16 protein-coding genes are annotated in these 21,372 nt (G+C 62.9%); 9 read left to right on the top strand and 7 right to left on the bottom strand.

The annotated features are described in order from the left end of the window. Positions 1–20: 20 nt before the first annotated feature. From recD to recC, 3 genes are read right to left on the bottom strand one after another with little or no spacing between them, the layout of a single operon-like run. Positions 21–1,889, bottom strand: a complete 1,869-nt coding sequence (gene recD / locus QM716_RS26760; RefSeq protein WP_283307230.1) for an exodeoxyribonuclease V subunit alpha — start codon at positions 1,887–1,889, stop codon at positions 21–23. After that, entirely contained in the window at positions 1,886–5,203 is a 3,318-nt protein-coding gene (locus QM716_RS26755) for a UvrD-helicase domain-containing protein (protein WP_283307229.1), read from the bottom strand. Before QM716_RS26755 ends, recD begins: the two co-directional genes overlap by 4 nt. A gap of 3 nt (positions 5,204–5,206) precedes the next feature. Further along, the gene (gene recC / locus QM716_RS26750) at positions 5,207–8,488 is read right to left on the bottom strand and encodes an exodeoxyribonuclease V subunit gamma (RefSeq protein WP_283307227.1); all 3,282 of its coding nucleotides are present in this window, start codon (positions 8,486–8,488) and stop codon (positions 5,207–5,209) included. 97 nt (positions 8,489–8,585) lie between these two features. Between recC and QM716_RS26745 the strand changes: the two genes are divergently transcribed. The 4 genes from QM716_RS26745 (at position 8,586) to QM716_RS26730 (ending at position 12,201) form a co-directional block, all read left to right on the top strand. After that, on the top strand, positions 8,586–9,419 hold the full coding sequence (locus tag QM716_RS26745; protein ID WP_283307226.1) for an ABC transporter ATP-binding protein: 834 nt from the start codon (positions 8,586–8,588) through the stop codon (positions 9,417–9,419). Next, a complete protein-coding gene (locus QM716_RS26740) occupies positions 9,416–10,246 on the top strand; it encodes an ABC transporter permease (protein ID WP_283307225.1) in 831 nt (276 codons plus the stop codon). Before QM716_RS26745 ends, QM716_RS26740 begins: the two co-directional genes overlap by 4 nt. Then, complete coding sequence (locus tag QM716_RS26735) at positions 10,243–11,040, top strand: ABC transporter permease (protein ID WP_283307224.1); 798 nt, start codon at positions 10,243–10,245, stop codon at positions 11,038–11,040. The genes QM716_RS26740 and QM716_RS26735 overlap by 4 nt, the downstream gene beginning before the upstream one ends. A gap of 78 nt (positions 11,041–11,118) precedes the next feature. After that, the gene (locus QM716_RS26730) at positions 11,119–12,201 is read left to right on the top strand and encodes an ABC transporter substrate-binding protein (RefSeq protein WP_283307222.1); all 1,083 of its coding nucleotides are present in this window, start codon (positions 11,119–11,121) and stop codon (positions 12,199–12,201) included. A gap of 8 nt (positions 12,202–12,209) precedes the next feature. Here the strand turns inward: QM716_RS26730 and QM716_RS26725 are convergent, their stop codons facing one another. Next, the gene (locus QM716_RS26725) at positions 12,210–12,563 is read right to left on the bottom strand and encodes a hypothetical protein (protein WP_283307221.1); all 354 of its coding nucleotides are present in this window, start codon (positions 12,561–12,563) and stop codon (positions 12,210–12,212) included. A gap of 125 nt (positions 12,564–12,688) precedes the next feature. Between QM716_RS26725 and QM716_RS26720 the strand changes: the two genes are divergently transcribed. Further along, positions 12,689–13,123, top strand: coding sequence for a cupin domain-containing protein (locus tag QM716_RS26720; protein WP_230814803.1), 435 nt, complete (start codon positions 12,689–12,691; stop codon positions 13,121–13,123). On the opposite strand, the gene QM716_RS26715 is transcribed toward QM716_RS26720, so the two are convergent. Next, positions 13,112–14,317 carry a cytochrome P450 gene (locus QM716_RS26715; protein ID WP_283307220.1) on the bottom strand — a complete coding sequence of 402 codons (1,206 nt, stop codon included), beginning with the start codon at positions 14,315–14,317 and terminating at the stop codon, positions 13,112–13,114. The genes QM716_RS26720 and QM716_RS26715 overlap by 12 nt on opposite strands. 139 nt (positions 14,318–14,456) lie before the next feature. Between QM716_RS26715 and QM716_RS26710 the strand changes: the two genes are divergently transcribed. From QM716_RS26710 to QM716_RS26700, 3 genes are all read left to right on the top strand, one after another. Beyond that, the gene (locus QM716_RS26710) at positions 14,457–15,317 is read left to right on the top strand and encodes an SDR family oxidoreductase (protein ID WP_283307219.1); all 861 of its coding nucleotides are present in this window, start codon (positions 14,457–14,459) and stop codon (positions 15,315–15,317) included. Continuing rightward, on the top strand, positions 15,314–16,042 hold the full coding sequence (locus QM716_RS26705; RefSeq protein WP_283307218.1) for an acetoacetate decarboxylase family protein: 729 nt from the start codon (positions 15,314–15,316) through the stop codon (positions 16,040–16,042). Before QM716_RS26710 ends, QM716_RS26705 begins: the two co-directional genes overlap by 4 nt. Before the next feature lie 95 nt (positions 16,043–16,137). After that, positions 16,138–18,195: a neutral/alkaline ceramidase gene (locus QM716_RS26700; protein ID WP_283307217.1), complete on the top strand. Its 2,058-nt coding sequence runs from the start codon at positions 16,138–16,140 to the stop codon at positions 18,193–18,195. Between the two features lie 18 nt (positions 18,196–18,213). Here QM716_RS26700 and QM716_RS26695 read toward each other — a convergent pair whose 3' ends face one another. Beyond that, positions 18,214–19,410, bottom strand: a complete 1,197-nt coding sequence (locus tag QM716_RS26695) for an MFS transporter (protein WP_283307216.1) — start codon at positions 19,408–19,410, stop codon at positions 18,214–18,216. 143 nt (positions 19,411–19,553) lie between these two features. Here QM716_RS26695 and QM716_RS26690 point away from each other — a divergent pair, with 143 nt between their 5' ends. After that, a complete protein-coding gene (locus tag QM716_RS26690; RefSeq protein WP_003945852.1) occupies positions 19,554–20,000 on the top strand; it encodes a MarR family winged helix-turn-helix transcriptional regulator in 447 nt (148 codons plus the stop codon). Here the strand turns inward: QM716_RS26690 and thrS are convergent. Then, entirely contained in the window at positions 19,997–21,214 is a 1,218-nt protein-coding gene (gene thrS, locus QM716_RS26685) for a threonine--tRNA ligase (RefSeq protein WP_283307214.1), read from the bottom strand. The two genes, QM716_RS26690 and thrS, sit on opposite strands and share 4 nt — an antisense overlap. Positions 21,215–21,372 lie beyond the last annotated feature (158 nt).

Below are 21,372 nucleotides of genomic sequence, written 5' to 3'. Positions count from 1 at the left end.
GAATCCGCAACATCCGACTTTCACGGCCCGTCGTACGGACGGATCTCACGACGCAGTCCACTTGCCCTGAGCACTTGACGCTGCACTCCCGCCCTCACGGATTCCTCGGTGCCGATTACTCTCACATGGTTTCTGGCGCGAGTAATCGCCGTGTACAACAACTCCCGGGTCAGCAGTGACGACGCTTCGGCCGGCAACATCACCGATACCGTGTCGTACTGACTGCCCTGGCTCCGGTGAATCGTCATCGCGTAGACGGTTTGTACCGACGAGAGCTGGCTCGGGTGAAGCAGAAACGCATCACTACCCCGCTGGAAGGCGGCAATAGGAACGCCATCCTCACGCTGCACGATCACCCCGGCGTCCCCGTTGTAGATCTTGGCCTCGTAGTCGTTGGCCGTCACCAACAGCGGCTGGCCCGGATACCACCGCGTCGGGTCCAGGAATTGCCCTGATGCCGTGCCGACCCACTCCATCGCTTGCTGCGCCCACCGCCCGACACCGTACGGACCGTCACGGTGCGCGCACAGAAGGCGGTGCGATTCCAGGCCTTTCAGTGCACCGATCGCATCACCCTCCTCGGCCGACCTCGTTACCACCTCTGAACTCGCAACGATGTCGGCGCGCAGTGCGTCAACGTCCTCGGGAGAATGGAAGGAGACGGCGGGATCACCGCTGCGCAGGATACGCAGAACCTCAGCGGAATCTCCCGCTCGGACTGCCCTGGCCAACAGTGCGATGGTTCCGTCGAAGCGGCGCCCGCGTGAGAGTTGAATGATCCCGCCCCGCAAACGATCCTGCTCGTCCGCGCTCAGTGCCTCTTCGGATCCGGCGGTCGCGAGATCGTCACCCACCAACTGTGTCAGCGCCGGATTTCCACTGACTTCTACCGGGCGGGCGACAAGATCAGCAAGAACAGCGCCCGCGTCGACGGAGGTCAACTGATCGGGATCGCCGACGAGCAGTAGCCGAGCATCAGGGCGAACAGCCTCGAGCAGGCGCGCCATCAAGGTGAGCGAAACCATCGACGTCTCGTCGACGACGACCACGTCATAGGGAAGCCTGTTGGTGGCATTGTATTTGAAGCGGCTCGAACTCCCCCGCTGCCAACCGAGTAACCGGTGCAACGTCATGGCCGCGAGTTCTGAGGGAAGGCCAAGGCTCGCGGTCTGCTCACGAACGGACTCCTGCAGCCGTGCTGCAGCTTTACCCGTCGGTGCGGCCAGTCCGATCCGGGCGTTCGATCCCAGCTCTGCAGACAAGAGAGCGAGAATACGTGCGACCGTATGGGTCTTGCCGGTTCCGGGCCCACCAGCGATGACCGTGGTCCACTGTGTCGCGGCGAGAGCAGCCGCTATCCGTTGACGATCAGGGGCTGTAGTCGGGCCGTTCTCGTCGGCGAACAACGAGTCCAGCCGCGCTCGGACGGCATTCACGTCGGCGGGCGGCCAGGTGGACGCACGCTCACCGAGGACTCGCCGAATCGTCTGCTCCTGCAGAAAATATCGATCGAGGTAGAGAAGCTCGCCGTCGTCCGTGTCGACCAACCGGAGCGGCCTGAGCGGTCCAGCGTTGCCTCCGATCACCAGTGGGCTCAGCCGAAGGGCAGCAACGATCTCCGACGGTTCGGGCCACGGCAACGACGTAAGTTCGTCTTCCGTCGCGTTGTCGACGCTCACATCACGCATCCGTCGTAGATCAAGGCAGACCGAACCTGATCGCACGGCGCGGACCGCCAACGCTGCAGCCAGCATCACCTCTTCCGACGTTTCACCGCCCAGGCTGCACACCCTCGTCGCGACATGGACATCGGCGGCAACCAGCACCCCAGCTTCGTTGAAAATTCGCACAACCCCCTTGGCGCGCTGGGCCAGCTGTGCCTCGGTCATCGAGCCATCTCCCCTGCTGTGTGGGACGCATCAAGACCGGCCAGCAAATCCGATAGTTCAACCGTCAGCTGAGCGGGTGGTTTCCATTCGAACACACCGCATTCCGGCGGACTGTCCGGGCCGAGCATCCCACGCACGAATTGATACTGAGCGCCGCCGAGATGGCGGAGCGGATCGTAATCGGGCAGTCGCCAGCGCAAATACCGATGCAGCGCAACCGAATACAGCAGTGCTTGCAGCGGATAGTGCGAGCGCATCATTTCCGTTGCCATGAGTTCACGCGTGTAGTTGGCAGCCGTCAGATCACCGCGGCCGAGCCGGTTGGTCTTGTAGTCGACGATCACGAAAGACGGGCCCGGGATCCGCAGGACGGCGTCGATACTGCCCGTCAGGAATCCGCGCATCGGTGACGTCTCGACGCGGTCCAGATGGTCGGCGTATGACGCAAGGATGTCGTCGGAGGGAAGGTGGCGCCTCAACAGTTCCGACACTCCGCGAAGGGTGACGATCATCGACACCGGATCGTCGCCGCCGGCCAGTGGGAGTTCGAAATCGAGTTCAGGAAGTCGATCTTTCGGTGCAATCGTGGCCAAGGTTCCGAATCCCAGTGGAGTCTGCATCACCAGATACAGCGCATCCGCGAGTGCTTCGGAGTCCACCTCGGCCGCCCTCACCGCGATCGCCTCGGCGCAGCGCATCCCGAGTTCCGCTCTCAGATCTGCCGCAGTCGTGTCCACCACCTCGAGCACTTCATGCACCAGGGTGCCGAATGCGGCGCCCGCATGAAGCCCGTTCATCGGTGAAGGCAACGCCTCCAGCGGGGAAGAGGCGACGGTCCCGATGTCTACGGAATCCTCCGGCTCGTCGTCCTTTTCGGGATCCTCAACCTCACTGTCGGTGGTCGTGGCCGCGTGGTGAGCTCCGGCGGTGAGTGCCGAGTACGACGTACGACGCCACAGAGTGTCCAGGTCTCGATCGAAACGCGCCGCAGCCAGTTCTGACACGTCAGTGGCCGCACTGGACCACCGGACGAGCGAGGGTGGATGTGGGCCTACAGGTTCCACCGAGATCACGTCGGAAGCTGCTGCCGGCCAGGTCGCGAGACGTGCTGCGGTCGTGCCGTCGTCGAGCACCTTCACTACCCGAGCAGGTTCGGCGATGCCGGGTGTACGTCCGAGCATCAGCCGGTGCAGTGGCGAGCGTGAGGTCCCGTAGCTTGGCGCCCACCAGAGCACGAGTTGGCACTGCGCCCGGGTCAGCGCCACGTACAGCAGCCGCAGTTCTTCGCCCGCTTCTTCAGCCTCGGCAACAGTCTTTCTGGCGTTGTACCCTGGGCCTTCCTGCCCACCGACATCGAGGATTCGGCGTCCGTCGGGGTCGTGCAGCAACTGCGTCGGAGAGTTGAAGCCGCCCACGCTCTCCCAACTGAACGGGACGTAGACGATCGGGAACTCGAGACCTTTGGTGGCATGCACGGTTGCGATTTGCACTGCGGCAGCATCACTGTCGAGGCGACGGCTTCGGTCTGTGGCACTCCCGGACGTCGGGTCTTTGATCCGGTCGGAGAGCCAGCGCACCAGTGCGCTCAACCCGAACGCTTCCTCGGTGGCGACACGACCGAGAAGTTGTGCAACGTGCCGCAGATCGGTGAAATCTCGTTCGCCGGAAGGGGCCGCGAGTACACGCTTCTCCAGATTTGTTTCGGCGGAGATTCTTTCGAACACGGCCGCGAACCCGACGCGTGCAAACAACCCTGAGTAGGAGCGCAGTTGACCCGCGAGTTTTGCGACGACGTTGTCGCCGTCTGCGTCCAGATCTTTGGAGGTCCGCCCGAAAATCGGCGAGAGCGCGGTCAACCGGACACGATCAGATCGGTGCGGCTGCTCGATTGCCTGCAGTAGCCACAGCCACTGCGTCGCACTGGGTGTCGCGAAAACACTGGACCCGCCAGTCAATACGGAAGGTACGCCTACGGCATCGAGAGCATCGCGGATCATCGCCACGTGCTTGTGGGTGCGTACCAACACCGCGACGTCTCCCGGTTCGACAGGGCGTGGATCACCGTCGACGACTAATCGGGCATCGCTGCCCAGCAAGCCGACCACGTCTGCTGCGACGTCGTCGGCGACGCGACTGCGAAGTCTGCCGACGGCCGGGAATCCTGAACGATTGAGCGGGCCAGCTCCGGTTCGCGGTAGATGGCGCACACGCATCGGCACCGGGCCGGACAACCGAGACTTCTTGTGGGAAGCCTCCACCGGATGCGCGACGATGCCCTCGTTACCGAGTGCGGCACCACCGTAGAGGTGTTCGAGTGCCGCCAACAACCCTGGATCGCTACGCCAATTGGTGGTCAACTCCTGGTGAGCGTCCGCCTGATTGACCGCATCGAGATAACTCAGGACTTCTGCCCCGCGGAACGCATAGATGGCTTGTTTGGGGTCACCGACCAGGACCAGGGTGGTGTGCCCGTGGAAGGCCAACCGCAGAATGTCCCACTGCAACGGATCGGTGTCCTGGAACTCGTCGATCAGCACGACCTTGAACTTTTCGCGCACCCGACGGCACGCGACGGGGCCGTATTCCGGATCCACCAATACGCCGTGCAACAACGTCAGGAGATCGTTGAAGTCGCGAATTCCTTTGGTCCGCTTCCGTCGTTCGACCTCGATGCGAGCAGCAGCCGCGAACAGGACGCGCTGGCCGGGTGCGGTCTCCTCCTCGCCATCGGGTTCGAGAATTGCCTGACCATCGCCGACTGCGCTTCGCGCAATGGCCAGCGCATCCTTCGTGGAGAACGGTGGAGACGAGTCCGTCCGGCTGTAGCGGCCGAGGTACAAATCCGAGACGACCTCACTGATCAGGTCGTCGACCGATTCCACAAAAGTTGTGTCCGGCTCACGTTCCCCGGCGATGCCGAGTCCGTCGAGCATCCGTTGGCAGAAGCTGTGAGTGGTCGTGATGGTTCCGGCGTCGAACTCCGCGAGGGCACGCAGGAGTCGACGACGCCGCACGCCGATCTCCTCGTCGTCAGCTGTGGCGAGGTACGCCACCAGATCATCTTCCGACCGCCGTGCCCCCTCTGGGTCAACCAGTGCTGCGGACACTCCGGCGAACCTCTCCCTGGCACGCTCACGAAGTTCTTGAGTGGCAGCTCTACTGAATGTCACCAGCAGAACTTGCGATATGTCAGCGAGGCCTTCGGCAACACAACGGGTCGCGAGTCCGACGATCGCGTAGGTCTTACCTGTTCCGGCGCTGGCCTCCAACACCGTGGTACCGGTAGGCAGTGGCCCCAAAAGGTCGAAGTCCACGGGTTACTCCGCTCTTTCGTTGGTCAGCAACGGATCCCACAGTCGTCGGGCGAGAACTCCGAACCGAGTTGGTTCCTCGGCCCAGACGAACTCGTCGTCCGAAGGCGGGTCCGCCGCCAGCTCCGCGAGTGTTCGGGCTTCACCGAAAACGTAAGCGTTGCTTGGATCGATCATCTCGCCGTACTGTCCGGTCCACTGGGTATCCGCACCGTTTGTGGCATCGTCGACCGACTCGCCGCCAAAGCGTCGGCGCGCGTATTCGGCTGACGTGGCGGCCCACATCGGCAACGGTCGCTGAAGTCCCCGCTCCCGAAGGTCCACCAGCTGCTTCAGGAAATCGACGGCGTTATCTGGCACATCGAGCACTGAACGCGCCGCTGCGATCTTTCCCCGACCCCGTCCGATGGACACTGCATCAAGCGCACCGGGTCGTCCGTGAGCTTTCAGGGCGAGCAGGTTGATCCAGGCCGTCATCCGATGTTTGGGCGCCAATGAGGAATACGACGCCCGAACCACTGAATTGCCGTGCACCCCGGTCACCGTTCCGGTGAGTCGACGCCCGTCACCAAGGTCGATGTCGATGTCGACGGCCTCGGAGTCGCCGTCGAGGTGCGGCAATGCAAGACCGGCAAGTTGGTCTACCACCCACTCGACGTTGCCCAGAACGGAGGCGCCCAGGTTGTAGGGCGGTAAAGTACCGCGGCGCCACTCGGCTGCGCGGAAATCTGCGGGGCTGCGACCAGCCAAGCGCGAGAGAAGCATCCGGTCACCCAGAGCCCAGGTGGACAGTGGATCGAGCTCGGTTGCCAGCGAATCCGAGATATCGTCGTCGAGTTCAGGTACCCGGACGCCGAGGCGTTGGCGCAGAAAACCACGCGCGGGATGAACGAGGAAGTTCACCAGATCCGCGAGGTTCACTTCCTCGGTTACTACCGGAGGTAACTCCGTCGACAAGACTGTCGGCAGTTCGACAGGTGTTCCGGCGGCAGCCCTCGCACCGGCCAGCGCTGCCGTGTCGAAGCTGAACGGCTTATCCGGAGAGAAGTTTCGATTGTCGAACGACTGCAACGGATGCCGTGTCAGCACCCCGTTCATCGCGTCCGGACCCACCGTCGCACTGAGTACGTCGAGGAGACCGCTGAGGGGGATCGCCGGCGGTCTGACGACACCGGTTACCGGATCGGCACCGGTATACAACAGCACCAGGTGCTCACCCGCAGACATCACGGCATCGAGAAGCAGTTGCCTGTCTTCACTGCGCAGATCACGCTCCCCCACAACGGGATCACGGGACAAGATGTCGTCACCGTCGACTCCACCGGTTCGGGGGAACACCTCGTCGTCGAGCCCGATCAGCGCGACCACGCGATGCGGAACCGAACGCATCGGAACCATCGTGCACACCGTCAGTTCGCCGGTTCGGAAATTGGCACGCGTAGGTCTGCCCGCGAGGCTGCGCGAGAGCATCGCGCGAACATCGGCCAGACGTAACACGGTCTCTCCGCCGAATTCGACAGCGGCCACCAACTCGCGATGAGCCCCCGCGCTCTGCCAGGAATCGGCGGGCGCTGTGTCGGTCAGCAGGTCCAGAGCCCGCATTAGCACGCGAAGCCATTCGGCCGGCGAATGCGGGCCGGCAAGGTCGCGAAGCGAGACAGCCAGGCGATCGACGAATTCTGCGAACCGTCCACTCAGATCGATGTCGGTGCCGTCTACGTCATCGAGTGGCAGCGCGAGATCCAACCAGGCATTTTCCGACTCGTCCGCACTGACCCCCAACAAGATTCGGTCCATGGCGGTGTTGAAGGTGTTCTGCGGAAATGCGTCGAGACCGAACGTTGCACGCTGGCGACTACCGATTCCCCAGCGAGCACCCGCTTCCGTCGTCCATTCGCGCAATCTTTCCAACTCGTCGTCACCCCACGAAAAGCGCGTGCGGACAGGCTGAGTCGCAGCCAGGTCGAGAACCTCACTGGCCGTGGCCCGGCCGTCGGCCAATACGAGGAGAGAGCCGAGAACGGCCAGGACAGGGTTGGTCTGACGTAATCCGCGGTCTGCCAGACGAACTCGTAGAAGATGCCCGGGGTGGCCATGGACGCCCTGTCCGAATGCGGCACGAACCAAAGGTGAGTATGTTTCGACGTCCGGGCACATCACGAGTACGTCGCGTGGCTGCAATGTCGGGTCGTCCTCGAACAATCTGAGAAGACATTCTCGGAGCACCTCGACCTGCCGCGCCGGACCGTGGCAGGCGTGGACCTGAACTGTCCCATCCGGTTCCGCTGAAACGCTGGGAGCGCGATCTGCGATGACGTCGGCTTTGACCGTCGCCAGGAGGGATTTCGGGCCGGCTGGTTCAGGAAGATGCACCGACTCGAACTCTGCGGCGCCGAGGCTGATCTGAAGTTCACGAACGTCGCGAGCGAGACTCGACAGCAACGGATTGGCAGATATCAGGGCCGACCCGTCTTCCGAACGTCGGATCGCGCCCTCACTTCGAGGTGGAATGCGCGAGCTCATCTTGTTCCACAACGCGGGGCTCGGATGCGGGAGCCAGACGTGCACGTCCCGATGCGCGCTCAGGGCGCTCAAGATCATTCGCTGATCGACCGGCAGACGTGTCGGCCCGAAGACCGACAGGCGTTCCGGTAGATCGACCAAGGCCGGATCCTCGACAAGCGCGCGGCTCACCTGCCCCAATCGCTCTGCGGGTCCCGGGAGGTCGATCCTGTCCGCGACGATGCACCACAGGCGTGCCTGCCACTCGAAATCCTCCGAGAGAGATAACCCGTGCCCGTCCGTCAACCGCCCGGCGGCCCAATCGATCAGCATCTGCGGGCGTTGCGCGGCATAGCTGCGGAAGAGTTCGGTGACATGTGTGGCGGACGCAAACCGTCGACCCTCACGATGGCCTTCGAGATGCTTCGCCAGAACCCCGCACCAGGGCTCGCCGAGCGACTCGTCGATCACATCGAGAACCGTCCACACCAATCGCGTCGGCGACCATGGATCGTCGTCTGCAGTGACTCCACTGACCGCGGCCACGGACTCCGCGACCAGGCGCGCGGGTGGAGGAAACACGATGTTCGCAGAAATTCCGTCCACTGCTGACGGTCCGGACGTGCCTAGCTGGGAGGACAGCCGCTGATTGAGCCAACGCTCGACGCCCTTGGCCGGCACCGCAACGGTTTCCCGGGCGAATGGATCCGACAGCGGCGTACGGAGGAGCGTGGCCAACGCCGAGACCAAGGTGTCCGATCGCTCGGCCCGGTACAACTTCAGCAATCTTCGCTCCCCTCACTCCGTTCAGAGGTCCATCTCACCACGGCGCTGTGACAGGACACGCCGAACCAGCCTCACGCAGCGGTGACGCGCAGGCAACATGACCGCAACCGGACGTTCGTACTGTGCGGGAATGACCAGTCCCGTCACCACACCTCGCCCCGCTGGAACCGGTCTCGACATCTCCGGCCTCGGCAAGACCTTCGAGATGGGACGTCGGTCGGTGACCGCGCTGACCGACGTGTCCCTCCAAACCAGCGAAGGCTCCTTTCTGTCTCTGCTCGGGCCGTCCGGTTGCGGGAAGTCCACCGTCCTCCGCATTCTTGCGGGCCTCGATACTCCGACGTCGGGAACAGCCCTTGTCAACGGGCAGTCCCCCGCCGAGTTGCGCAAGCGTCGCGAACTCGGAATCGCCTTCCAGGATTCGGCTTTGCTGCCGTGGCGGACGGTGACCTCCAACATCAAACTGCCGCTGCAAGTTGCCGGCATCGATCCCGACCCCGACCTGGTAGCCGACCTGATCGCGCTCGTCGGCCTCGAAGGATTCGAGAAGGCCAAGCCCGCACAATTGTCCGGCGGTATGCGTCAGCGTGTGTCGATCGCACGATCACTCGTCGTCAAGCCGAGCGTCCTACTACTCGACGAGCCGTTCGGCGCGCTCGACGACATGACCAGACAACGGCTCAACATCGAATTGCTCAGAATCTGGACCGAGAAGCCGGCGACTACGTTGATGGTGACGCACGGTATCGCCGAGGCTGTGTTCCTCTCCGACGTCGTCGCTGTCATGACGCCGCGGCCCGGACGCGTCCTCGAAGTCGTGCCAATCGACCTGCCGCGCCCGCGGACGCCCGAAATGATGCGGACACCCGAATTCCACGAGATTCACGACTACCTCTCCGGACTGCTCTTCGGAAAAGCAGGCGTCGCATGACCATTACCGATATCGAGAACGTCGCGGCCGCGGCGGCGCAGCCATCAGCGCCGCGCCGGATCCGAGTGAAGCGTCCGACATGGTTCGGCGGTGCAGTCGGCGTCTGCGGACTGATCGCTCTCTGGTGGATTCTCGCCGCCGCCGGTGTTGCGGGAGGCACGATTCCGACGCCGTGGGTGGTTGTCTCGACGATGTTCGACGACGGCTGGTCGCTGTACGGACCCAATTTCACCGTCACGGCTTCCGGTGCGTTGCAGGGCTTTTTCTGGGGGAACCTGCTGGCGATCACGCTTGCCGTACTTGTAGTTCTCATTCCGCCCATCGAGGGGTTGGCCACACAATTGGCAATCCTGAGCTACTGCACACCGCTGTTGGCGCTCGGCCCGATCATCCTGGTCGTCTTCGGCGGCCGGACCCCCACGATCTTTCTCGCCGCGATGTACTGCTTCTTCACCACGATGGTCGGCACGCTCGCAGGCCTGAGATCGGCAGACAAGACGAGCCTCGATCTCGTCGCCGCCTACGGCGGTGGGCGTTGGCAGAAGTTCACCAAAGTCCAACTTGTGAGCGCACTTCCGAGCACTTTTGCGGCCCTCAAGATTGCCGCACCCTCGGCAGTATTGGGTGCCATCCTCGGCGAGTACCTCGGCGGTGTGGACAGTGGGATCGGCGTCGCACTCACGGCCGCTCAGACGTCGTACAACGTACCGCGAACCTGGGGTATGGCCATCGCCGCCGCCTTGCTCGCCGGCCTGGGCTACGCCGTCGTCGCAGCGATCGCCCGGCTGGTCACCCCGTGGACGAGCGCTCCGGGAGCACAGAAATGACCGCGGTACGAGGAACATTGGGATTCCTCGCCCCGATTGCCATCGCCTCGGCACTGTTGCTTGTCATCTGGGTGGTCTTTCTCAACGCCTTCCCCCAGGTAGGTCCGCGTGTGGGAAAGACGCCTGCCGACGTCTGGGAGTATCTATTCTCCGGACCGAAATCTGCCGATGCGCGTTCGGGCATCGTCGACAACCTGTTCATCACACTGCGCGATGCCGGTGTCGGTTTTGCCGTCGGAATGACCGCCGCGCTCGTGGTCGCATCCATTTTTGTCGTTTCGCGCACTGTCGAACAGACTTTCATGCCCGTTGCAATGCTTCTACGATCTGTTCCTCTCGTTGCGATGACCCCGATCATCGTCCTGATATTCGGGCGCGGAATCGTGGGTGTGACGGTCATGGTTGCGATAGTGGTGTTCTTCCCGGCCCTGGTCATAATCATGGTCGGTCTGCGCGCCGCTCCGGCCCAGGCGCAAGATCTCATCGCCGCGTACGGCGGGAGTCGTTGGACGGCACTGCGAATGGTGTCCGTACCGTCCGCGCTTCCGGCAGTGTTCGCCGCCGCTCGAGTATCCGTGCCCGGCGCCTTGATCGGAGCACTGATCGGCGAATGGCTCGGTAGCGGCCAAGGTTTGGGTTCGAGCATGATCAAAGCCATTCCGCGCTATCAGTACAACGAACTGTGGGCATCGATCGTGGTGATCACCGTGGTGTCGATCATCCTCTACGCCGTGGTCGGAATCTTCGAAAACATCGCTCTGTCCCGTTTCGGGCCTTCTGCCGGCAAGGCGTGACATCTGTTAACACGACCTCAACAAACATTGTCTCCCAAGCAAACTGAACGAAACCGACTGGCCCTAGTGTTCCGATTCATGACGCCAATCAAGCCCGTCCGCCAGCTGGACCGCAGGGCCTTCTTCCGATACTCCGCGCTGACCGGCATCGCAGTCGCCGGTAGCGCGTCATTGCTCGCGTGTAGCAGTGACTCCAGCAGTTCGAGTGGCGGAACCACGGACGACGGTTCCGAATTCGGAACGGTTGCAGTGCAGTTGTCCTGGATCAAGAACATCGAGTTCGCGGGCGAGTACTTCGCTCTCGACAAGGGCTACTACAAGGATGCGGGTTTCGGGAATGTCGACCTGGTGGCAGGTGGCGCAGCCGGCACCGGCGTCGAAGCCGGCTTGGACACCGGCAAGGTGTGGATCGGAATGTCCGCACCGCAGCTCACTGCCCCCGCTGTGCTCGACGGACTGGAGGCAAAGATCGTCGGGGCGACATTCCAGAAGAACCCTTTTGCGATTGTCAGTTCCGCTGCGGCACCGATCAACTCACCGCAGGACATGATCGGCAAGAAGATCGGCGTCCAGGATTCCAATCAGCTCGTCTTCGGAGCTCTCCTGGCAGCAAACGGCCTGACCGAAAGCCAGATGACGATCGTACCCGCGCAGTTCGATCCGAGCCCCTTGGCAAACGGTGAGGTGGACGGTTGGGTTTCCTACGTGACCAACGAGCCGATCACACTGGCCGCCAAAGGTTTCCCCAACGCCCACTTCCTCTTCGCGGACTACAACCTGCCGTTGGTCGCCGAATCGTTCACGGTTCTCCAGTCCACCATCGACAACGAGAGGGACAAGCTCAAGGCGTTCTTGAAGGCCGAAATCCAGGGATGGAAAGACGCGGTCGCCGATCCAGCAGAGTCGGCACGCCTTGCCGTCGAGGTCTACGGCAAGGACCAGAACCTGGAACTCGAAGAGCAGATCAAGGAAGCCACAGCGCAGAACGATCTGGTGGTGTCGGCAGATACCAAAGCCAACGGGTTGTTTACGATGACACCCCAACTGATCGAACAGAACATCGCGGCACTGTCCAAGGCGGGGCTGGAGATTACAGCGGACCAACTGTTCGACATGTCGATCCTCGAAGAGGTGTACGCCGAGAATCCGGCGCTGATCTGAGCGCCGCGTCAGCCGAAGATCGACCTCAGATTCGCATTGATCAACGTGTTGAGCCGCCTTCGCATCCTGACAACATCCGACTCGGACGGCATCGGATTGTCGAGGAATAACGTCCAACGCAGCATCGTGCTGTTTCCGACCGCCTCGATGTCGAATCGGATGACGGCGTCGGGGCGGTCCGGCCAGATCGACGACCAGATCACCAGCTCCGGTTCCACAGCCCTGACGATCTCCGGTGCGATCTCGCTCTCGAGTAGTTCCAGCCAATGCCGGGCAAGCTGGCGGTGGGGATCGATCAACTCTTCGAACATGAAGCGCGCAGGCGGCGGCTGGCTCCTGCGCCTCGTCGCCACTTGCTGCATGGCTCGAGCGTAACCACCACCTAGGGACATACCTCTACCTTCACCCTGTTAGATCCACGAAAACCGGGATAAATCGAACACAGTCGGAGGACACTCAGGAGCACATCCGTCTGGGAGGGCCGCTCATGCGTAAACGACATCAGGTTCTGCTTGCAGTGTCCGCAGCGATCGGGCTGTCGCTGACGCCGATCAATGCGTCGGCAACACCGAGCACTGGAGTACACGGTGAAATCCTCGGGCAGGTGACTTTTGACGGCAAGGACTACATCCTGCGCCAGATCACCATCGACCCCGGCGGTTCCACCGGTTGGCACTTCCACGACGGGACGCTCTACGCACTGATCGCGCAGGGCACATTGAGTCATTACCGATCCGATTGCTCCGTCGACGGGATCTACAGCGCGGGAAATACATTGATCGAACCCAGCGGTTCGGACCATGTCCACATCGGAAACAACTCGCAGACAACTCCATTGGTACTCGAAGTCATCTATGTCAATCCGGCGGGTAGCCCCCTCTCCGAAGATGCTGCGCCGCCCAACTGCCAACTACCCGGCTGACGGTGCGGAAGAGGTAAACCGCACCGGCATCGACTCGAGCCCGGACACGAAGTTGGCGGCGCGCCGCTGCAACGGCGCGTCGGCGGCAAGTTCCATGTCCGGCAGCCTGGCGAACAGTTGCTCGAACATGATCCTTCCCTCCAACCTGGCCAGCTGATTACCCAGACAGAAATGAGTTCCGAAGCCGAAGGCCACGTGAGGGTTCGGCGTGCGGCCGATATCGAACCGTTCGGCGTCCAGGAACACGGACTCGTCGAAATTTGCCGATTCGAAGAGCAGCAGCATCTTCTCGCCCGCCTTCAGCTGCGCACCGAAAAAATCGGTATCACGGGTCAGGGTTCGAGCCATGTTCTTGATCGGCGACGACCACCGCAGCATCTCCTCCATCGCCAACGGAATGGCATCGGAATCGTCGACCAGCGCTCGATGCTGGTCCGGGTGGCGCAGCAGCTGTTCCATACCGCCGCTGAGCACGTGCCGTGTGGTCTCGTCACCGCCGATCAGGATCAGCAGGGATTCGTTGACGATTTCCTGATCGGAGAGGGCCTCGCCGTCGACCTCACTGTGAATCAACGTGCTCACCAAATCGTCGGCTGGGTCGCTCCTCCGCTCGGCGATGGTTCGCATCATGTACGCGGTGAAGTCGACATACGCAGCCATCATGGCTTGCAGTTGCTCCTGGGAAGCGTTGCTTCCCAATGCCTTCACCAGATCGTCCGACCACCGCAGAAACATCGCGCGTTCCTCCGGACGGACACCCAACATGTCGCCGATGACGGCCATGGGTAGCGGTGCTGCCAGGTCTGCGACGAAGTCGGCTTCTCCTTTCTCACAGACGGCGTCGATCAGTTGATCGCAGATCTCCTGGATACGGTCGGCCTTGGCTTCGACCTTCTTACGTGTGAAACCCGCGTTGACCAAGCGTCGACGCGTGAGGTGCTGCGGGTCGTCCATGTCGATCATCTGCGGCAACGGACCCGTCTCGGGGCGGATGCCACCGGAGTTGGAGAACAGTTCTGGATCCCGCTCGGCTGCAACGACGGCGTCGTAGCTCGCGGCCGCGGTGATGCCGTTGGCGTCGTCCCGGTACACGGGCTCGTTATCGCGCATCCAGGCGTACGCGTCGCGCACATTGCCGAGGTCTCCGCTGTAGAAGCGCCCGTCGATCAAATCGAAGGTCGGTCTGGTAGCCATCACTCCGCCTCTCGCACAACCCTTGCCTCAATAAGTAGAACCTGTTCCTATATAGCGTGGGGCGTTTTCACCGAAGCCGAACCGGAAAACCTCCAGAATCAGCACGCGAGCCCGCCGGAGCAACGACCAGGAGACACGCATGGACGACGACACCGCCTCAGCGGGCATACCCACTTTCGCCGGCACATCGATACTGGTGACCGGCGGCGGTAGTGGCATCGGCCTGGGCATCGCTCGTTCGCTTGTTGCGTCCGGCGCTCACGTCACGATCTGCGGACGCAACGAGGAGAAACTGGATGCTGCCGCCGAATCGATCCGGCAGTCGAATCCGGCAGGAACGGTCAGCGTCTCCCCTGCCGACGTCACGATCGAATCAGACGTCGTCGCCGCTGTCGCCGCGGCGGTGTCCGCCACCGGAAAGCTCGACGGAGTCGTGGCCTGCGCCGGTGGGAACGAAACCATCGCACCGGTCACGCAACTCGACGTCGACGCGTGGCGCCGCACCGTCGACCTCAACGTCACGGGGACCATGCTGACGATCAAGCACGGCGCACGGGCACTGGTGGCAGGAGGCGGCGGATCCATCGTCGCGATCTCGTCGATCGCCAGCAGCAACACACATCGCTGGTTCGGCGCTTACGGCGTCTCGAAATCCGGCGTGGACCACCTGGTGCAGTTGGCAGCAGACGAACTGGGCGCCAGCAACATTCGTGTCAACGCAATCAGGCCGGGGCTGACCCGAACGGATCTCGTCGCGCTCATCACCGACGGTGGTCCCATCCTGGACGACTACCTGGCCAACACTCCGCTCGAACGCGTCGGCGAGGTCGAGGACGTGGCCGGACTCGCCTCCTTTCTCCTTGGACCGCAATCCACCTGGATCACCGGGCAGATCATCAACGTCGACGGAGGCCAAATGCTGCGCCGCGGACCGGATTTCCGCTCGATGCTCGAACCCGTCTACGGCTCCGACGGACTCCGCGGGGTGGTCGCGCCATGAGCTACACGATTCTGGGCAAAAAGGTCGCGATGCCCGTCGAAGTTCGCACCGCGTCCGCCTTCATGGCGTTGTATTCCGTACCCAGCGCAACCGCGCAGTCGATCATCGATTACACCGGCCTGACCGTGCTCCAGTACCGTCCCGGCCGGGCTCTGTGCGGGCTGGTTTTTGTCGACTACATCGACGGGGATCTGGGTCCGTACAACGAATTCGGCGTGACATACATGGTGCGAAGCCACACTGCACCTCCTGAAACCTCGGTGCTAGGAGATCTACGTTCGCTCGCTTCGGGAACTGCGGGGGCGCTCATTCACGAGTTGCCGGTGGACGGCGAGTTCACCAAGGCCGCCGGCCGGGAGATCTGGGGATTCCCGAAGGTGCTCGCCGAGTTCGACACCGAGCACGTCGGCTCGGTCAAGCGCGGATCCGTCTCGCGCGACGGCAAACTCATCACGCAGTTAAGTGTGAAGTCCGGCGTCAGCGTGCCGGGCGGCGGAGCCAATATGTCGTTGGCCGCGTACTCACATCTCGACGGCGTCACCAGGTGCACGTCGTGGGACATGGCACCGACCGGCGTCAAATCGCGCCCTGGTGGAGCCGAGGTTCAACTGGGCAGTCACCCGATGGCAGCAGAGCTTCGGAAACTCGGACTCCCCCGCCGCGCCCTGATGACCACGACCATCAAAAACCTGGCGATGACGTTCGGGGAGGCCACAACGATCTGAGTGTCGGCCGACGGCACCCCTTTCGGTCACGTGTGACTCGGGCTACACTCCTGGACGGTTGACCAATTCGCGTCAGACCGCCCGAAAGGACACTCGTGCAGATCACCCGACGCACCGTACTGGCAGGCGCTGCCGCCGCACCTGCGCTCGCCGCTCTGTCGACGAGCCAGGCCGTCGCAGCTTCGCCGGTACGCACCGTTTCGCCCGCACGCACCGACAAGTCGCCGTCCCCACTGCAGGTGGGTGTCGGAATTTCCGATGTGACCGGGCCGGTCGCCGAAGTCGGCATGATGGGCTACTCGAGCTTCGACCAACGCGCCGAAGGTCTGCACCAGCGAATGCGCGCACGCGCCTTCATCTTCGAGTCCGGCGGGTCGCGGGTCGTCTACGTTTGCGTCGACAACTGCATGATCTTCCAGTCCGTTCACGACGAGGTCCTGCGCCGACTGGCCGGGAGATTCGGCGACATCTACACCGAACGCAACGTCATGTTGACGGCCATCCATTCACACGCGGCGTGCGGTGGGGCCTCGCACAACTACGCGTACAACCTCGCCGTTCTCGGATTCGAACTGCAGGTGTTCGAAGCCGAAGTCAACGGCATGGTCGAGGCGATCAGCGCTGCCCACGAGAACCTGGCGCCGGGTACGGTTCGCTTCGGCCGGTCCGATCTCACCGATGCCAGCGTCAACCGCTCGCGGGTAGCGTTCGACCTCAATCCCGAAGAGGACAAGGCCTACTACCCCGGCGGCAACGATCACCACATGCGTGTCATGCGGATCAGCCGGGGCAGCAGGGACATCGGCGCGATCAACTGGTTCGCCACCCACTGCGCCTCGCTCACGAACGAGAACCATCTCATCTCCGGGGACAACAAGGGCGCCGCGGCGTACTTCTGGGAGCACGACGACCAGGGTGTGCGCTACCTCGACGGCGACACCAGCTTCATTGCTGCTTTTCCGCAGACCAACAGCGGCGACATGTCACCCAACCTCTTCCTCGAGCCCGGCCGCGGACCGACCGAAGACGAATTCGAGAATGCACGCATCATCGGGCTCCGCCAGGTAGCGGCGGCTCGAACTGCCTTCGACTCGGCCTCCGAAACCGTGGCCGGTGGCGTGGACAGTCGGATCATGTACCTGGACATGGCCGATCAGGTGGTGAGCGGAAGATTCACCCCGGATGGGCGCGAGCACCGCACCGCTCCGGCCGCGATCGGTGCGGCGATGAGCGCCGGAAGCGTCGAGGACGGACCGGCAATTCCGATCTTCCCCGAGGGCACCCGAAACCCCATGATCGACGCCTTGGGAGGCATGGATGCTCCTGTGCCTCAATGGCTTCAGGACGCACAGGCCCCCAAGCTCGTAGTCGTTCCGGTGGGCCTGCTGCCACCGGGCGGATGGGTGCCGAACGTACTCAAGATCCAGATCCTGCGGATCGGCCAGTTCTACATCGTCGGTGGCCCTGCGGAATTCACTATCGTCTCCGGATTACGAGTGCGTCGAACCGTCGCCGAGGAGCTTGAGGTCCCCCTCGAGAACGTCATCTTCCAGGGATACGCGAACTCGTACTCGAGCTACTGCACCACGCCCCAGGAATACGATTCTCAGCAGTACGAGGGCGGTTCGACGATGTTCGGCCGTTACACGCTGCCCGCCTATCAGCAGGGGTATGCCGCCCTTGCATCCGCGATGCGCGACGGCACCGAACCTCCTCGCGGCCCCGCGCCCGCCGACCTGTCCGGGTTCCAACCCAGCTTCGGACCTGGCGTCGACTTCGACGAGCCCTTGCCTGGAACACGATTCGGCGATACAACTGTCCAGCCCGGCGACACCTCACCGGGCAGGCAGGTTGCCGTCGAGTTCGTCTCCGGCCACCCCAAGAACGACACTCACCGAAACGGGACCTTCTACGAGATCCAGCGCAATACCGGTGGATCCTGGACGCGGGTCGCCGACGACAACGACTGGTCCACCACACTGCACTGGCGCCGGGTCGGGAGCAACGGTTCCGTCGTTCGCATCACGTGGAATGTTCCGGCCGATACTCCGGCAGGTACGTATCGAGTCCAGCACTTCGGCGCTTCGAAGGCTCGGGGTAGCGGCACGATCACGCCGTTCTCCGGGGTGACGTCCGAATTCCGCCTCACCTGAACCGCGCGGCGGCCAGGTTCAGGCGGCGGTCGGATGCAGCGAGGTGGTCGGTGCCGACTGCTCTGACGCCGTCGGGCGGTCGATCTTCGCGGCGACGATCAGGACCAGCAGACCGGCGACGGTGACTGCCGCTCCCATCCAGATCGGGGAGGTGAAGCCGAGCCCCGCGGCGATAGTGATTCCGCCCAGCCATGCACCGAGCGCGTTGCCGACGTTGAAGGCGGCGATGTTTGCACCCGACGCCATTGTCGGTGCGGCCGACGCGTAGTTCATGATCCGCATCTGCAGACCGGGAACCGTCGCAAAACCGAAGGCGCCCATGAAGAACAGCGAGATCACGGTCATGACCTTGCTCTCGGCGGTGGCGGCGAACACGATCAGAACGACAGTCAGGATCGCGAGAATCCAGACCAGTGCCTTCGTCAGCGAGCGGTCGGCAGCCTTGGCGCCGAGGAAGTTGCCGACGAACAGGCCCGACCCGAAGAGGATGAGCAGCCACGGAACGCTGGACGTCGCGAATCCCGTCACCTCGGTGAGGGTGAAGGCGATGTAGGTGAAGGCTCCGAACATTCCGCCGTAGCCGAGGATGGTGATGGCGATCGAGAGCCATACCTGCTTGTTGCGGAACGCCCCCAACTCTCCGCGCAATCCGCCGCCGGTCGTGCTTGCGGGCGTCGTCGGGACGAGTGCTGCAATTCCGATCAGCGCGATGACGCCGATGACGGTGATGGCCCAGAACGTCGAGCGCCATCCGAGTTGCTGGCCCAGCAGTGTGCCGAACGGAACGCCGAGAACATTGGCGATGGTCAGGCCTGCGAACATCATCGCGATGGCGCCGGCGCGCTTGTTGGGCGCGACCATGTCGGCGGCAACCACCGAACCGATACCGAAGAACGCACCGTGGCACAGCGCGGCGACGATTCGTCCGCCCATCATGACCTCGTAGGAGGGCGCGAGCGCGGACATCAGGTTGCCGATGATGAACAGCACCATCAGCGAGAGAAGGACCTTCTTGCGCTCGAAGCGGGTGACGGCAGCGGTCAGGAGGATCGCGCCGATCGCCACCGACAGTGCGTAGCCCGAGATCAGGTAGCCCGCGACGGACTCGGTGACCTCGAAGTCGGCCGAGACCTCGGGCAGGAGGCCCATGATGACAAATTCGGTGAGGCCGATCCCGAACCCGCCCATAGCGAGGGCAATGAGACCCAATGGCATCTCGATGTTCCTTTCACAGATTTACGCGTAAGCCGTTAGCGGGCGTGTGCAGTAGTTGCAGGCGCGCCATAAATAGTTGCACGCGCGCGCTACATGCGCAAGCTGGTAACCTGGAGCGGCAAGAGACGGATAAGGAGAATCACATGGGGATCGCCGACGACGCCGTCGAAATCCGTTCGCAAGGGTGGCGCACACTCGCAGCACTGCATGGCGCCCTCGACACCGAACTGGAACGCGCCCTTCAGCGTGAGCACAAACTGTCCGTCGTCGAATACACCGTGCTCGATGCGCTGAGCCGCCAGGACGGCTGGCACATGCGCATGGCCCAGTTGGCTCGCGCTGCCGCACTGAGCAGTAGTGCCACGACGCGCTTGGTCAATCGACTCGAAGATCGAGGACTGCTGACCCGCATCCTGTGCGCCGACGACCGTCGAGGCATCTACACGGAGTTGACGCCGGCCGGCCGCGAGCTTCTCGAAAGCGCCCGGCCGACGCACGACGCCACCCTCGAAGCCGCACTCGACGAGGCATGCAAGACACCCGAACTCGCGCCGCTGGTGCGCGCCCTCCACGAGCTGCCCGTCGGCTAGAAGCCTGCCGGAAGCAGGGCACGCTCTTTGATGCCCGAGACCACCTGAGCGACAAACACACCCGCGTCGAGGACCGATCGCCCACCTCGCGCAGGGACCAGAACGTCGACGCTGCCGCCGTGCACCTCGTTGTCCCCGATCACCGCGATATACGGATCCCGGTGGGTGCGGGCCTCGCGGATGCGACGTCCCAACGAACCGTAAGGCGCAATCGCCGCTCGAACCTCGCGCGCCTCGAGATCGGCTCGCAAACGCTCGGCCGCATCCCGATGCCGGTCACCGACGGGCAGAATCGACACCTGATTGGGTGCCAGCCACGGCGGCATCCGCCCTTCGAACCTTTCGATCAAGAGCGCGGTCATGCGTTCCATCGACCCGAGTAGTCCTCGGTGGATCATGACGGGGCGAGCCTTGGATCCGTCTTCTGCGGTGTACTCGAGTTCGAACCGTTCCGGTTGATTGAAGTCGAGTTGGACGGTCGAGAGTGTTTCCTCGCGGCCGTGCGCGTCTCGCACTTGGACGTCGATCTTGGGACCGTAGAACGCCGCCTCCCCCTTCGCTTCCACATATTCGATCGAGCGCGCGTTCAATGCTCCGCGAAGTTGATCCTCGGCGTCGGCCCACTGCTCGTCGGTGCCGAGGTATTGCCCTGTCCCTCTGATCGAGAGTCGGTACCCCCGTTCGGCAATCCCCAGAGTCGAGTAGCAGTCCTCGATCGCGTCGAGCGCGACGATCACTTCCGCTCGAATCTGCTCGCGACTGCAGAAGACGTGTGCGTCGTCGAGATTGATCTGTCTGACGCGGTTCAGGCCACTGAGAACTCCGGAGAGTTCACTACGGAACATCGAGCCGAGTTCACGAACGCGGAATGGTAGCTCGCGATAACTACGACCGCGAGCGGCGAATACCTGGGCGTGATGAGGACAGTTAGCCGGACGAAGGAGAAATGACTCTCCGCCTATCTTCATTTCGGGGAACATGTCGTCCGAGAACTTGGACCAATGCCCAGATCTCTCGTACAACTCTTTCTTCGCCATAACGGGGGTATAGACACCCCGGCAACCGGATCGCGCGGCTTGCTCGGCGGCGAACTTTTCGAGCTCGCTCCTGATGATCGCGCCGTCCGGTAACCAGAGCGGGAGGCCGGCTCCGACGATGGGGGTGGTGGCGAAAAACTCCAGCTCGCGCCCGAGTTCGCGGTGGTCAACGCTCATGAGAGCTCTCCAAATCGTTCGAAGGGAGACGCACACGGAGCGAAGAAACAGGAAAACCCCGGGGCGATAACTCCCGGGGCTGAAAGGGTTCGGTCAGCAGTTGCTAAACGATGCGCCGGAAGAGAACCGGCGTCGTCGTGCTGTGCGCAATACTGACC

Source organism: Rhodococcus sp. IEGM 1409, from assembly GCF_030056735.1.
Classification (GTDB): domain Bacteria; phylum Actinomycetota; class Actinomycetes; order Mycobacteriales; family Mycobacteriaceae; genus Rhodococcus_F.
This window is presented reverse-complemented; position numbering and strand designations above follow the sequence as displayed.

Bases quoted from the DNA above. Each gene is read 5' to 3' on its own strand.
- recD (WP_283307230.1), bottom strand. From the start codon at position 1,889: ATGACCGAGGCACAGCTGGCCCAGCGCGCCAAGGGGGTTGTGCGAATT.
- QM716_RS26745 (WP_283307226.1), top strand. From the start codon at position 8,586: ATGACCGCAACCGGACGTTCGTACTGTGCGGGAATGACCAGTCCCGTC.
- QM716_RS26740 (WP_283307225.1), top strand. From the start codon at position 9,416: ATGACCATTACCGATATCGAGAACGTCGCGGCCGCGGCGGCGCAGCCA.
- QM716_RS26735 (WP_283307224.1), top strand. From the start codon at position 10,243: ATGACCGCGGTACGAGGAACATTGGGATTCCTCGCCCCGATTGCCATC.
- QM716_RS26730 (WP_283307222.1), top strand. From the start codon at position 11,119: ATGACGCCAATCAAGCCCGTCCGCCAGCTGGACCGCAGGGCCTTCTTC.
- QM716_RS26725 (WP_283307221.1), bottom strand. From the start codon at position 12,563: ATGCAGCAAGTGGCGACGAGGCGCAGGAGCCAGCCGCCGCCTGCGCGC.
- QM716_RS26720 (WP_230814803.1), top strand. From the start codon at position 12,689: ATGCGTAAACGACATCAGGTTCTGCTTGCAGTGTCCGCAGCGATCGGG.
- QM716_RS26715 (WP_283307220.1), bottom strand. From the start codon at position 14,317: ATGGCTACCAGACCGACCTTCGATTTGATCGACGGGCGCTTCTACAGC.
- QM716_RS26710 (WP_283307219.1), top strand. From the start codon at position 14,457: ATGGACGACGACACCGCCTCAGCGGGCATACCCACTTTCGCCGGCACA.
- QM716_RS26705 (WP_283307218.1), top strand. From the start codon at position 15,314: ATGAGCTACACGATTCTGGGCAAAAAGGTCGCGATGCCCGTCGAAGTT.
- QM716_RS26695 (WP_283307216.1), bottom strand. From the start codon at position 19,410: ATGCCATTGGGTCTCATTGCCCTCGCTATGGGCGGGTTCGGGATCGGC.
- QM716_RS26690 (WP_003945852.1), top strand. From the start codon at position 19,554: ATGGGGATCGCCGACGACGCCGTCGAAATCCGTTCGCAAGGGTGGCGC.
- thrS (WP_283307214.1), bottom strand. From the start codon at position 21,214: ATGAGCGTTGACCACCGCGAACTCGGGCGCGAGCTGGAGTTTTTCGCC.